Annotated in this window: 13 protein-coding genes; 9 read left to right on the top strand and 4 right to left on the bottom strand. The window is 39.2% G+C overall.

Annotated elements, in window-relative coordinates; genetic code table 11:
- The first annotated feature begins 393 nt into the window (after window positions 1-393).
- The 8 genes from EAE89_RS01750 to aroG all read left to right on the top strand — a co-directional run bounded on the left by EAE89_RS01750 (window position 394) and on the right by aroG (window position 9055).
- Window positions 394-1059 (top strand): bactofilin family protein, encoded by a 666-nt coding sequence (locus tag EAE89_RS01750; RefSeq protein ID WP_054475135.1) that lies wholly within the window; start codon window positions 394-396, stop codon window positions 1057-1059.
- Between the two features lie 335 nt (window positions 1060-1394).
- Complete coding sequence (locus tag EAE89_RS01755) at window positions 1395-1898, top strand: GNAT family N-acetyltransferase (protein WP_244866071.1); 504 nt, start codon at window positions 1395-1397, stop codon at window positions 1896-1898.
- Window positions 1899-1979: 81 nt separating this feature from the next.
- Entirely contained in the window at window positions 1980-2480 is a 501-nt protein-coding gene (locus EAE89_RS01760) for a YhfG family protein (protein WP_054475132.1), read from the top strand.
- On the top strand, window positions 2470-3054 hold the full coding sequence (locus EAE89_RS01765) for a putative adenosine monophosphate-protein transferase Fic (protein WP_054475131.1): 585 nt from the start codon (window positions 2470-2472) through the stop codon (window positions 3052-3054). The genes EAE89_RS01760 and EAE89_RS01765 overlap by 11 nt, the downstream gene beginning before the upstream one ends.
- Before the next feature lie 1151 nt (window positions 3055-4205).
- Window positions 4206-5141 (top strand): aminoimidazole riboside kinase, encoded by a 936-nt coding sequence (locus tag EAE89_RS01770; RefSeq protein ID WP_149616403.1) that lies wholly within the window; start codon window positions 4206-4208, stop codon window positions 5139-5141.
- Window positions 5142-5342: 201 nt separating this feature from the next.
- Window positions 5343-6764, top strand: coding sequence for a carbohydrate porin (locus EAE89_RS01775; protein WP_214085280.1), 1422 nt, complete (start codon window positions 5343-5345; stop codon window positions 6762-6764).
- 251 nt (window positions 6765-7015) lie between these two features.
- Window positions 7016-7741, top strand: a complete 726-nt coding sequence (gene pnuC / locus EAE89_RS01780) for a nicotinamide riboside transporter PnuC (protein WP_054475126.1) — start codon at window positions 7016-7018, stop codon at window positions 7739-7741.
- A gap of 261 nt (window positions 7742-8002) precedes the next feature.
- Window positions 8003-9055, top strand: a complete 1053-nt coding sequence (gene aroG, locus EAE89_RS01785) for a 3-deoxy-7-phosphoheptulonate synthase AroG (protein ID WP_054475124.1) — start codon at window positions 8003-8005, stop codon at window positions 9053-9055.
- An 86-nt stretch (window positions 9056-9141) separates the two neighbouring features.
- Here aroG and gpmA read toward each other — a convergent pair whose 3' ends face one another.
- The 4 genes from gpmA to modE all read right to left on the bottom strand — a co-directional run bounded on the left by gpmA (window position 9142) and on the right by modE (window position 13423).
- Window positions 9142-9894, bottom strand: a complete 753-nt coding sequence (gene gpmA / locus EAE89_RS01790) for a 2,3-diphosphoglycerate-dependent phosphoglycerate mutase (RefSeq protein WP_214085281.1) — start codon at window positions 9892-9894, stop codon at window positions 9142-9144.
- Between the two features lie 173 nt (window positions 9895-10067).
- Window positions 10068-10892, bottom strand: a complete 825-nt coding sequence (locus EAE89_RS01795; protein WP_214085309.1) for a CPBP family intramembrane glutamic endopeptidase — start codon at window positions 10890-10892, stop codon at window positions 10068-10070.
- Window positions 10893-11070: 178 nt separating this feature from the next.
- Window positions 11071-12543: a molybdate ABC transporter ATP-binding protein ModF gene (gene modF / locus EAE89_RS01800; protein ID WP_054475120.1), complete on the bottom strand. Its 1473-nt coding sequence runs from the start codon at window positions 12541-12543 to the stop codon at window positions 11071-11073.
- A gap of 88 nt (window positions 12544-12631) precedes the next feature.
- Window positions 12632-13423: a molybdenum-dependent transcriptional regulator gene (modE, locus tag EAE89_RS01805; protein WP_054475119.1), complete on the bottom strand. Its 792-nt coding sequence runs from the start codon at window positions 13421-13423 to the stop codon at window positions 12632-12634.
- A gap of 184 nt (window positions 13424-13607) precedes the next feature.
- On the opposite strand from modE, the gene EAE89_RS01810 reads away from it, so the two are divergent.
- Window positions 13608-13742, top strand: a complete 135-nt coding sequence (locus EAE89_RS01810; RefSeq protein ID WP_072161774.1) for an AcrZ family multidrug efflux pump-associated protein — start codon at window positions 13608-13610, stop codon at window positions 13740-13742.
- The last annotated feature ends 242 nt before the right edge of the window (window positions 13743-13984 follow it).

Raw genomic sequence — 13984 nt, forward strand, 5'->3', positions numbered from 1 at the left:
TCAAGAGGATCTTAGAGGTTAAATTATCATTTCTATTGAGTATTCCATTCTTCATTTCCTATCTCTAATTATTGTCATATCAGCCTTATCTGATTGATAAATATTTTCATTATCGTTTGATTTGTAAATAAAATTAAACATTAATAACGTGACTTTATTATTAAATTATGTTATCAAATTCATAGTTGATGTTTCCATTTTAATGTTAAATTTTCTTTATTAATTGTTATCTAAGAGCCTAATAGAAGAATGGATAATGGTTTGAACCGTTTAATAACATGGTAAATACCGGCTTTCCCTTAGCATTGATTGCTATTGGTTCTGTTAGAATAGTGATTTGATTTGTATTTTCTAATGAAAAAAACATGAAAAATAATAAGAATGCGAAAGAACATGGCAAAACATCGTTTTTCAGACAACATTTTTCTGAGCTGTATATGGGTCATGTGGAGTATTGCTCTGGGATTCTATCTGGCTGGTGATCTTCTTAGCTGTGCGGTGACAGCGATTCTCTCTTTTTTGGCTTTAATATTTTGCTTTATTCACATGAGGTCGAGATTAAAAACTATGTTTGGAAAAAAAACAGAGACAGTGGCTGTTGAACCTGTGTCTCAAGCTGTTGATGATAAAAAGAACACTAATGCAGAAGCCCGCCGTTGTACAATTGTTGCTAAAAGCTCGGTATTTAAGGGCGATATTGATGTGGAAGGTGATATACAGATCTGGGGCAAAGTGATTGGGAATATCCGAGTGAAAGAGGGGGCGATTAGAATTATGCATGCCGGACGAGTTGAAGGTGAACTCAGCGCCCCAGAAATCATTATTGATGGCAATGTTGAAGGAACTTGCTGTGCAGCAACGTTGGATATTCTCGAACATGGTGAACTACGTGGTATCAGTCGTTGTGGCAGTATGTCTATCAAGCGTGGAGGTTTGTTTTTAGGTCAATCGGAACAGAGTGAGAATAAAGAGAAATCTGCATCTGAGCGTGTTGTACCAATTAAAGATAGCAATAATGATAAATCCAAAGATAAGGCCACGGTAAAAACCAGTGCCTGATAGTCAGGCCCGTGTGAGGTGTGATTCTGATGGTTTCCGGCACGGGCCATTCCCTTCCGATAAATTTTTAATCTTTTAAATTAGTTTGCCCTATTTCTCTTTAGGCTTGTTGTGCATTATAGGAGCCTACCTATTGGATATGTTTTAATTCACTTGGTTGATATGAATCTAAAAAATGCGAATATACCCAATGGATATCAAGATATATCGCGACGGTAAGGGAGCAAATCCCCGGGAGCATAGATAACTCTGTGACCGGGGTGAGTGCAGTCAACAAAGAGGCAACTTGAAAGATAACGGGTATAATAGTGATACTGGAAACAAATAGATTAATAATGCGGAAATGGAAAGAGGAGGATAGAACACCGTTCTTCCATTTGAATAGTAACGCGGAGGTTATGGAATACTTTCCTGCCACTTTAACGGTTGAACAAAGTAATGCAATGGTGGATAAAATTAGCCAGAAATTTGAGCAACAGGGTGATTGGGGATTATGGGCGGTAGAGCTGAAAGAAACTGGGGATTTTATTGGTTTTGTAGGTTTGAATATTCCTATAGCGGAATTACCTTTTTCACCTTGTGTCGAAATTGGCTGGCGTCTTGATAGACCATTTTGGGGGAAAGGTTATGCTAGCGAAGCGGCTCGTAAGGCATTAGATTTTGCTTTCACTCGATTAAAACTTGAGGAAGTGGTTGCATTTACTACAGTTTCTAATTTGCGATCTCAAAAAGTCATGGAAAAGCTTGGAATGGTGAAAGATGAAAACACTTTCTTGCATCCTTTATTACCGAATGGTCATCCGCTTCATGAGCATGTGCTCTATAGGAGACGCCGGTAATAACTTTATTCTCCTTTATGGTTTTTGTTACTTTGGTGTTTTATACTGCTGTTGCATATATATACGTATTTAGGAATGCAAATGAAATATGAATTAGCTGTTATGGCGGCTCTGACTAAATTAAATCATCCTAACACGCGTTCAATTATGGATGCGACAGGGATATCTGAGCGTAAAGTACAACAGGTATTGCAAACACTGCAACAAGACTTAGAAGTAAAGATTAATCGTATTAGAAATGGTAAGGCTAGTTATTTCGAAGTGATTTCTTGGGGAATGTTTGAAAGTGGTCAGGCAATTAACTGTAAATTGCGGGACTTAGATCTCGCTAAGTTTAAGTATTCCCATCAGCAAGAAAGAGATATTAGAAACCAAAAAAATAAAAAAATAATAATGAAAACTTATAATGAAAAGAAACATTATTTTGATCGAATAAAACTGAAAAACTACAGGCATAGTATGCGTCTTGAAGGCATAAATATTATTATGAATAGCTTGCCTGAGACTAAAGAAGAACAAGAAAATCTGAGAAATAATTTAATTAGAAAATACAGTGAACAGCGAGGAGATTATGGTAGATAAATATGGTGCAGGGCAAGATCCCTACACATACTTAGGCACAGATATTCTCGTCAATAAATTAGGTATTTGTGATTCAGTCATTCTGAAACAAGCAGAAAGGGAATTCACTGAGCTTGCTATATTAAATATTTCATTTCGGGAACCACCTTACGATTTAGCGTTTTGGTGTCAACTTCATAAACAAATATTTGCGGATTTATATGATTGGGCTGGTCAGTTGAGAACAATTGATATATCAAAAGGTAATACCCGTTTCTGCAATGCTGAACGTATTGAAATAGAAGGAAATAGAATATTCAATATGTTAGCGAGTGAAAATTATCTCGTAGGACTAAACTATCAGGAGTTCATTAGAAAACTAGCTGGATATTATGCAGAACTCAATGTGATTCATCCTTTCAGAGAAGGAAATGGGCGAACACAACGTCTGTTATTTGAATATATTGTTATAAACTGTGGATATAATATTTCTTTTGAATCTGTGGATGTTGAACAATGGGTTGGGGCTAATATTTCTGCCTATCAATGTAACTATCATCCATTAATGAAAATTTTTGGAAGCTGTGTCTCTTAAATAATGTAATGTAGAGGTAATATAAATAATTATTTTATGATGTTACTTTGTCTGATATATATGTTACTTCAATGATTATTCATGAAAAAAATAGCTTTTTAAGCTGAGATAACTCATTGTGGTTTATTTATTTTTGCTGTGAGATATTGATTAATATAGTCCTGTAGGTTTTTCGATTAAGTGGTTCATTTAATTATGATTGGATTTTATTTAAAATGATCGACTGTTTCTATAAGGTTTCCTGATGTTTCTGGTTAGTTTAATATATCTTACAGTAAAGTGACAAGAGCAAAGCTATTCTTGTCACTTTGTTTATTTAATATCTTGTTATTCATTAATTTAAAGACAAATTGTTGAAAAGAAAAGACTAATGACAATTACTGGCGCACATAATTTAGCGCATTTGCCCAGATTTCTCTCACTTTGAAAACAAATATTTGCAGACGCAAAGTTAGGCGCGAAGGCAGTGATACTCAATACTAAAAGACAAGCTGATAATTTTTTCATGGTTAGTACTTCTTATTAAGGGATAATTTACTAGAGTTACTAATTATTGTTCAAAAATTAATGTTGTGCTTACTTTTCGGTATGATTTTTATTGTCTTGTTGAAAATTTGTTGAAGTGACGTTGGTAGATTTATGACATAGCTACGCCGGGTAAGAATAAAAAACACCACTTGGCTGGTGCACTTCATGCCGGAATAGGTCGCGTACATTGTGTCAGTGGGAGCAATAAGCATGCAGGGTTGTTTATCCTAATTTTTGTAACAGAATTGAGGAGGTTCAATATTCTTCATGACAGTTTTAATGTATTATTTATTAAAAATATTTTTAGTTTTCAGTAATAAATCTCCTTCTAATCAGAGATGTTAAGCTGGCAGGTATTGTGCAACTTAAAGTCAGGTTTAAATCAACTATGAAGGATCTTGATATTGGTTTGGCCGTTCAACTTCTAATACTGGGCCTTGAAAGGTTTATTCAAAAGAGACTCATTGTATAAAAACAACAATCATACTTTGCGATTGTAAAAGTTGTATTTTTTTGATCTCTTTCACTCTATTAATGCGGCTTGACATGATTTTATTGAGTTGCTAAATCGGTTCCTTTATTTTAACTCGTTATTTGGCCTTGATGAGAAACAGGGATTAAACATGGTTAATCGCGTATGGGTATTGGGTGACGCTGTTGTTGACTTAGTTCCTGAAACTTCAAATAGCTATCTGAAGTGTCCCGGTGGTGCACCAGCCAATGTAGCCGTGGGTGTCGCACGGCTGGGAGGAAATAGTGGTTTTATTGGTCGCGTAGGTAAAGACAGCTTTGGCACATTCCTGCAACAGGTGCTGCACACTGAAGGTGTAGATATCCGTCACATGGTACAGGACGATGAATATCATACTTCTACGGTGGTAGTAGATCTGGATCAGCAGGGTGAGCGTTCGTTTACTTTTATGGTCACTCCCAGTGCCGATCTATTTCTACAGCCCTCTGATGTACCGGAGTTTAGTGCTGGGGAATGGTTACATACCTGTTCAATCGCCTTGTCGCAGGAGCCGAGTCGTAGTACCACATTGAAGGCAATGGGAAACATTAAGGCAGCTGGCGGTTGGGTGAGTTTTGATCCCAATATCAGAGAGGAGGTATGGAAGCACCCAGAAGAATTGCGGCCGTGTTTGGAAGAGGCGCTGATGTTGGCGGATGTAGTGAAAATCTCACGTGATGAACTCAATTTTATCAGCAACATTGAGCAACTGGAAAACGCGATTGACTGGGTGATGGATCGTTTTCCATTATGCTTACTTTTGGTTACGCTTGGTCGTGAAGGTGTCTACGTGCACGATGGCAAACAACTCCGTCATTTTGGTGCTACACCGGTTGTTCCTGTTGATACGACCGGCGCTGGTGATGCATTTGTTGCCGGTCTGTTGACAGCACTGGCAAAACTGGGGCGTTTCCCGCGGAATGACGAATGGACGGTAGTCATCACTCAGGCCCAAGCTTGCGGTGCATTGGCGACTACTGCTAAAGGTGCGATGACTGCGCTGCCATACATTGATGAATTGAGCGCTTTCTTACAGATGCATACTTGAACATATTGAACACATAATAACGGGTATCTGATTTACCATTTCTTCACCTTTCTGCCGAATTTGCGGAATTGATCACAATAGTTTGAGCTGGTTAACAAACTTAATTGCTATCGGCCAATTAACTCAATTATCTTTTGCACTGAAAAATCGGTTTTGCAATTTGGTAGAACAGAATACTAATATCTTGATGGGGCGAATGCCATGAAAAATCTTTACTATCTAATTGTCGCTCCAGGATTAATATTTTCAGCTTCTGCCCTTGCTTCCCCTACCAACAGCATTGAAGCGCGCCTTGAAGCATTAGAGCAGCGATTGCAACAGGCAGAACAACGTGCTGCTCAAGCAGAAGCACGTGCCATAGCTGCCGAGCAACGAACGCAACGTCTGGAACAACACTCCGTCAAAAACGAGCAGCAGACTGTGCAAGTGGCACAGCACAACGCTTCGCTGGAAAATGATTCTCAGAAAAACAATGCCGTACTAACCAGTAATTTAAAGCTGAATGACTTTGGTAATCTGAAATTGTACGGTGATGTAGAGTTTAATCTTGATGGTACTAGCCGAAGTGGTCAGCTTACCTCACTGAAAACGAGCGACAATAAAGACTGGAAACCGGGTGACAAAGAGCGCTGGAATATCAATGGCCGTATTTTGATTGGATTAGATGGCTATCGTAGTAATCAGAATGGCAACTTCGCTGGCTTCAGTGTGCAGCCGCTAGCAGATATGACCGGAAAAATGAATCTCGATGATGCTGCTTTCTTCTTCGGCAACGAGAAAAACTGGCAGACCAAAATCGGGCGTTTTGAAGCTTACGACATGTTTCCCCTTAATCAAGACACTTTTGTTCAGTATTCTGGTAATACTGCCAATGACTTGTATGCTGATGGTTTCGGTTATATCTACATGATGAAAGAAGGACGTGGCCGTAGTAACAGTGGTGGTAGCCTGATGCTGAGCAAATACGCGGGTAACTGGTATTTCGAACTCAATACATTACTTAAAGACGGCACTTCACTATTTCAGGATAACCTCTATCACGGTAACACATTGGATAATAATAAAAATGTTGCTTATCTGCGTCCAGTGATCGCTTGGAAAAAAGACCAATTTAGTGCAGCAGTGGCTATGGAAAGCAATGTGGTCAACAACGCCTATGGTTACAAAAATGCCCAAGGGCAATGGATCGATCAATCCAGCCGCAATGGTTACGGTATGACACTGAGTTGGAACAATCTGGAGACTGATCCCGAGAACGGTATTGTCGCTAACCTGAATACTGCTTATTTGGATGCTTCGGGCGAGCAGAATTTCACGGCTGGAATCAATGTGATGTGGCGTCGCTTCGAACTGGGCTATATCTATACTCACAACAATATCAAAGAGTTCAACACTGATGGTATGACCGTACATATTGATCAGCCGTTCAATGAACCTGGCGAATACGACATTAGTACCATCCATACGTCATATCAGATTCCTAACCTCATGAATATGAAGAACTTCAATCTCTATCTTGGCGCTTATGTCTCCATGCTGGAAACGGATGCTAACAACAAAATTGCCAACAGTCATAACGATCAGCGCTACGGAGCACGTGCCAGATTTAAATATCTATTTTGATGTAAGTTAACCGATTTCCGCTATAGCTTATTACCCATAGAGATATTTTGATTCATAAGGGGTATCTCATGGATATTCCTTACTCTCTCTATACCTGTTATCTTTCAAGTTGCCTCTTTGTTGGCTGCACTCTCTCACCCCGGTCACAGAGTTATCTATGCTCCCGGGGATTCACTCCCTTGCCGTCGCGATGCATCTTGAAATCCATAGGGTATAATACTTTTCTACAGATAATAATTGGGACATAACAGATGGATTTTTTCAGTATTAACAATATATTAGTAAATATACCAATAGGTAAAAATGGTTATGATTTATCATGGATTGAAGCAGTAGGCACGATTGCTGGTTTGTTATGTATTTGGTTTGCTAGTCAGGAAAAGATAATTAACTATCTGTTTGGATTGATTAATGTTACGTTATTTGCCGTGATTTTTTTCCAGATTCAACTATATGCTAGCTTATTACTGCAATTGTTTTTCTTTTCTGCAAATATTTATGGTTGGTATGCTTGGAGCCGGATTAATGATCAGCAGCAGATTGAACTTAAAATACGCTGGTTAAGCCTAAATAAGACGATAATCATCGGTCTTATTTCTGTGCTATTGATTGCCATGATGACTTTTAATATCGATCAGGTATTTGGTTATTTGACTCAGGTTACTATTACGATTATGCAAGGGTTTGGTTTTAATGTTCAAATGCCTGTGTTAGAGCCTGATGCGTTCCCATTCTGGGATTCGATAATGACGGTACTGTCTATTGTGGCAATGATTTTGATGACCCGCAAATATGTTGAAAACTGGCTGGTATGGGTTGTCATCAACGTGATAAGTGTTGTTATCTATTACCATCAGGGAGTCTTGGCGATGTCGTTGCAGTATGTGATTCTCACCGGTATTGCCCTGAATGGTTCTCGTTTGTGGATTCAGACAGCGAAGAAAAACCATTCGCAGCCGTTATCTCGCGTGGAATAAATTTTTTTAAACATGCCAGAGAATTGTTTTATCGATCTCCGGCATATTTTTAGATATTTACTTTGATAATCATCATTTCTGAAGATATTTTAACTAATCAAAACAGGTATGACCACATTTGGCTATATTTTTCCATGTATTATGTTAGATACCGATTTATTTATTATCGACAAAGAATATTTACAGTTTGGCTTCTAACAGTTAGATTGAAATCACAAGATTGTTTTAGATAAATATACAGCGATATTGGATGAGAGGGTTATGAATTATCAGAATGACGATATAAGGATTAGAGAAATAAAAGAATTATTACCTCCTGTGGCACTACTTGAAAAATTTCCAGCAACTGAAAATGCTGCATCTACAGTACGTAAGGCCCGCAAAACTATTCATCAGATTCTGGTTGGTGAAGATGATCGTTTGTTAGTTGTGATTGGGCCATGCTCTATTCATGATCCTAAAGCGGCAATGGAATATGCTGAACGATTGAATAAATTGCGTGAAGAACTAAAAGATGATTTGGAAATTGTCATGCGGGTTTATTTTGAAAAACCACGTACAACGATTGGTTGGAAAGGGTTAATTAATGACCCTCATATGAACCATAGTTTTGATATTAATGATGGTTTGCGTCTGGCTCGGCAGCTGTTGCGGGATATCAATGACATGGGGCTACCAGCTGCGGGTGAATATCTGGATATGATTTCTCCACAGTATTTGGCAGATCTAATGAGCTGGGGAGCAATCGGCGCGCGTACTACTGAATCTCAGGTCCATCGTGAGCTGGCTTCTGGTCTTTCTTGCCCGGTCGGTTTTAAAAATGGTACTGATGGTGCGATCAAAGTTGCAATTGATGCTATTAATTCGGCGAGTACACCTCACTGTTTCCTTTCTGTAACTAAGTGGGGACATTCTGCGATTGTGAATACCAGTGGGAACTGCGATTGCCATATTATTTTGCGCGGTGGTAGAGAACCGAATTATAGTTCTGAGCATGTTGCTGCGGTGAAACAAGGTTTGGAAAAATCAGGGTTACCTGCAAGAATTATGATTGATTTCAGTCATGCAAATAGTTCCAAACAATTTAAAAAGCAGATGGATGTGAGTTCAAATGTCAGCGAGCAGATCGCGACAGGAGAGAAGGCGATTATTGGTGTCATGGTGGAAAGCCATTTAGAGGAAGGAAATCAGGACCCAGAGAGTGATCAACCATTGGTATACGGCAAAAGTATTACTGATGCTTGCATTGGTTGGGCTGATACGGAAATTTTATTACGTCAATTGTCATTGGCGGTGAAAGCACGTCGTGGCTGATAGTGTTTTTCGAATGTAAAAAAACCGGAATAGACAACTCCGGTTTTTATATTTACTGAACAAAGTCAGCGCCTATAGGCAATGAATCATTTCGCTTTGCCCTGGTTTGCTACAGCGGCTGCTTTCGCTGCAATTTCGTCAGCGTTACCCAGATAGTAATGTTTGATTGGTTTCATATTTTCGTCAAATTCATAAACCAGTGGTACCGCTGTTGGGATGTTCAGCTCAAGAATGGCTTCTTCACTCATGTTGTCCAGATATTTAACCAGAGCGCGCAAAGAGTTACCGTGAGCAGCGATAATCACTTTCTCACCTTTAGCAACACGAGGTTTAATGACTTCTTCCCAATAAGGAATGACCCGTTCAATAGTGGTTGCCAGGCTTTCAGTCACTGGCAATTCTTCTGGGGTCAGATTTGAGTAACGTGGGTCGTGACCTGGAAAGCGTTCATCATCTTGAGTTAAATCTGGAGGAGTGATAGCAAAACCACGACGCCACAGTTTAACTTGATCATCCCCATATTTAGCGGCAGTTTCTGATTTGTCCAGACCTTGCAGGGCACCATAATGACGTTCATTCAGTTTCCAGCTTTTTTCAACAGGTAACCATTGTTGATCAACTTGGTCCAAAATATTCCACAAAGTGTGGATAGCCCGTTTCAGAACAGAGGTGTACGCAAAATCAAAAACGAAACCTTCTTCTTTCAACAGTTGGCCTGCTTGCTGAGCTTCTGCACGACCTTTTTCAGATAGAGCGACGTCAGTCCAGCCAGTAAAACGGTTTTCTTTGTTCCACTCGCTTTCGCCATGTCTTACCAGAACCAGTTTAGTTACAGCCATTAGCTTAAACTCCTATCAATACTTTTTAAAAACCGAACTTAAATGATAACTGAGCGCATTATATTGCCCTATACACTACAACAGCAATCAATAGTCTTGTTCGATAACTTTATTTGCCTGAAAACCTTAATTTTTTACAGATTGATGAACATATTCCGGGTAAATTTGATGTATTACAACGCTGTTACCAGTTTGATTGGGTAAGTGAAGAACAACAAATGAACTAAGTTAAGTGTGAAATGGAACCCAACAGCTACCCACAAGCGACCACTCCATATCCAAGCCAGCCCATATATTAATCCTGCGAGTGTAGCGAAAATCATTAATAATGGACCGCCAGCGAAATGAGCGCCTCCAAAAATTAAGGCAGTGATAATCAGTGCAAAATAGGGATGAATCCACTGACTTAGCCTTTGTTGGATATAACCACGGAATAAAGCTTCTTCTGCCAGAGAAACGAAGAAAATATTTGCCAGAATAAATGCTGGTAACCATTGTGGCATATGTAGTTCAACCGCAAGTCCTCCGAGAGCCGTTGCTATGCTTAATAGTACGGGAATAGCAATAGCTAAGATTATCCATGCATAAGGCCGAACTTTTGCCAGAGGTTTTGTTATGAATAATCTAGGCATGCAACATAACAGCAGGAAAGGAATGAGTGCTTTATCAAAGTTGAAATACATTGAGAATGGGGCACTATGAGGACCTGCCTGAACTTTATCGAGATATTTCAGGTTATTAAAGCCTGGAATCAGATGCAGGAATAATGCGACACCAAAAGCGAGCAATAGCAGCTCAGTGGTTATTTTGATGACGCTATTTTGCTGAAAATAGATACGTAGTGCACCTAACACAAAAATAATTGTAATAGTGGCAATCGCTGGATAAATCATAGTTTGCGTGACAAATCCGGTAATAACAGCGGCGAGGAGGACAATAAGTGCAGTCGTGCGGTGTATAGCTAATAACGCCAGTGATATGGCAAGTAAACCCCAAATCATATATTTCCCTTTATTTTTTAATAGGTTAAAAGAAAAGATCGGAAAAGTAGACCAAAAATTGATGATGGATGTTATGAGTGAGCAAAAAATAATAATGTATGATGATTAAATTGCGATGCTTTTTTCACTGGTCGGATAAGTGCTCCCGTTGCTAACAACGGGTAATTATCAGAAATCAATCAGAAATTTTCTCGGTTTTGTAGCGATATATATCACCGTCAGGAATAAATATCAGCCGGTGAGTAATACATTGCGGTGCGTCTTCTTGATGATGAGAGACAAACAGGAGTTGCGTATCACCATCAGCGATCATGACATCAATAAAACGTAACATCAGCTGACGGTTTAGTGGATCAAGCCCCTGGAGGGGTTCGTCAAGGATCAGTAAAGCCGGATGTTTAACCAGCGCGCGAGCTATCAGAACCAGCCGTTGTTGTCCCCATGAAAGGCTATGAAATGAGCTGTTAGCGACCTGAGATAGCCCCAGTAAGGCTAGCCATTCATTAGCAAGTTGTTGCTGACGATCTGATACTGCCTGATAAAGACCAATTGAATCGAAGAAGCCGGACAGAATTACATTACGAACACTGATGCTAATACGGTATTCCAAATGCATGCTGTTACTGATATAGCCAATATGGCGTTTGATATCCCAAATGGTTTCACCACTACCACGTTGACGGCCAAAAATAATCAGTTCATTACTGTAACCTTGAGGGTGATCGCCTGTAATCAGGTTAAGGAGTGTTGATTTCCCGGCTCCGTTTTGACCAATAATTTGCCAGTGTTCGCCCGGGTTTACCTGCCAGTTTAGTCCATATAAGATGGGCTGGTCATTATACTGAACTACACCATTACGTAGAATAATCAAAGGTTGATCAGGTGTTAATCGATCATCAATGCGGAGTTCATCCACTTCGGGTAAATGAATCCCATCAAGTTTTTCACTGTGTACGAGTTGAGCAACCAGTGAGTTTGCCATCACTTTTTCTTTCGTGCCAATAGATGTCAGATAGCAATTTGCCAGTACACCAATCTGATTAACAAAATCGGGGATTTCACTGAATCGGTTAAGAATGAGTACTAAAACGATGCCTTTTGATGACAATGCTTCCAACAATTCAGCAAATTGACTACGGGCAAATGCATCAAGACCATCAAAAGGTTCATCAAGGATGAGTAAATCAGGTGAAGCCATCAGTGCTTGACAAAGTACTGTTTTTCGGGTTTCACCGGTAGAGAGATATTTAAAACGACGGGAAAGTAAATCCATAATGCCGAACTGTTTTGCCAGTTCCAGACAGAGTTCATTATCTTTATGATGAAGTTGAATAATTTCTGCCGCAGTATGACCAGTATCATCTTCATCGTCACTTAACAGATCAGTGTTGTTGCGTTGCCATTCTTCTTTAATTAGCTTTTGTAATTGTTCAGAAGAGACGCTGATACATGTGTGAAATGAGCACTTTCGTTCACCAGAAAGTCGTACTAATTTATTTGAAAGCGCTCGGGCTAATGATGATTTTCCGCTGCCGTTGGCACCAACAAAAGCCCAACTTTCGCCGGAAGTAATTTTCAGTGAAGGTAATTGTAAGGTATGGGTATCACTTAAACGGAAACAGCCTTGCGTTATTTGCAATTCAGACATTTTTATATTCCTTTTTAAGCAACGCAAATATGTTTTCACAAATAAGCGGAATGACAGCGAATGTCAATATTAACTTTTAATTAACATCTTAGTAAAGAGTTGCAATAATCACTTGATCGGCATTAAAAAGTGCTGTGATTTTATCTTTAGAGTGTAGTTTTAAGTTGTCAGCTTCTTGATTGGACAGAATAGAGCAAAGGGTTTCACCGCCATCAAGAGTGATGATGACTTCTGTATTTTCTTCTCCGGTTTCGATTTGGCTGATCTGGCCTGTCAGAGCATTATCGAAATGGCTGGCAGGGGATTGTTCTTTGGTTAACTTCACCCAAGGCGCTTTAATCAGTGCCAGTACTTCCTTACCTTTGACCAGACTAAGGCGTTTGGCACTTTGCTCTGTCAACGCAGCATTCATAGATGTTTGACCATCTGCTAGTAATATACAGATATGTTGCTGTACCCGATTATGATCATGGTCAATAATTGTGCCAAAAAATTGATTACGGGCGCTGGTTTGCAGAGAAAAACGGGAAATTGCAGCTAATAGGCTATCGAGGGGCAGTTTGTCATCTTTCAGCACATCAAAGGCTTTTTGTTGAATTTGTGCCAATAAATCATAGAGTTGTAGTAGACGTTCACCATAATCGGTCAGATTTGCCCCGCCGCCGCCTTTGCCACCAGTAACTCGGTCTACCAGTATTTCATCTGCTAACTGATTCATTTCATTGATGGCATCCCAGGCACTTTTATAACTGATGCCAGCCAGTTTTGCTCCCTGACTGATAGAACCTGTTGTTTTAATCTGTTTTAGTAATAATATTCGCCGTGGATCGGCGAATAACCGTTGTTGTAATTTCAGTGTTAATAGAATTTCTGCTTGCATAATAGTCTTTTTCAGGAAATAAAATTGTAAATTTTTATTGGTTAACTCGCAAAAGCGCACATTTAGCCGGTTATAGTTGTTTGTCTTTGTTTAGAATGATATCTAATTATAGCGGTATTACTTGCTATGGTTAAAAATGTGTTATGTTGTTGGCTCGTTTTATGAGCCATTATGTGAGGCTATTATGTTTGAATTGATTAAAAGTATGGCTTTCGCCCTGGTCATGGTACCGGTAATGACGGCCGGAATTTTAGGTTTAATTTATGGCTTTGGGGAACTGTTTAATATCATTTCCCGCATTGGCCATTCTGAAAAGTAAAACTAATATTTCTTTGTACACCAGATACTGTTTTAACTACCCGACGGTTCGTCGGGTAATTTGTTTTAGCTCACCATAATAAGTTCATTTCTATTTGTCTGATTTTGTTATTTTAGCATATTGATTCAAATGAAATCAGATAGTGAAAGTTGCTCACAATTTGCCGATTAATATTAGGATAGCCTTCCATTTAGCGCTATATCTTGTTATATACAACGAACAAATTGGTAATAGCAGGTGGA

The sequence above is a fragment of the Photorhabdus heterorhabditis genome, from assembly GCF_018448905.1.
Lineage (GTDB): Bacteria > Pseudomonadota > Gammaproteobacteria > Enterobacterales > Enterobacteriaceae > Photorhabdus > Photorhabdus heterorhabditis.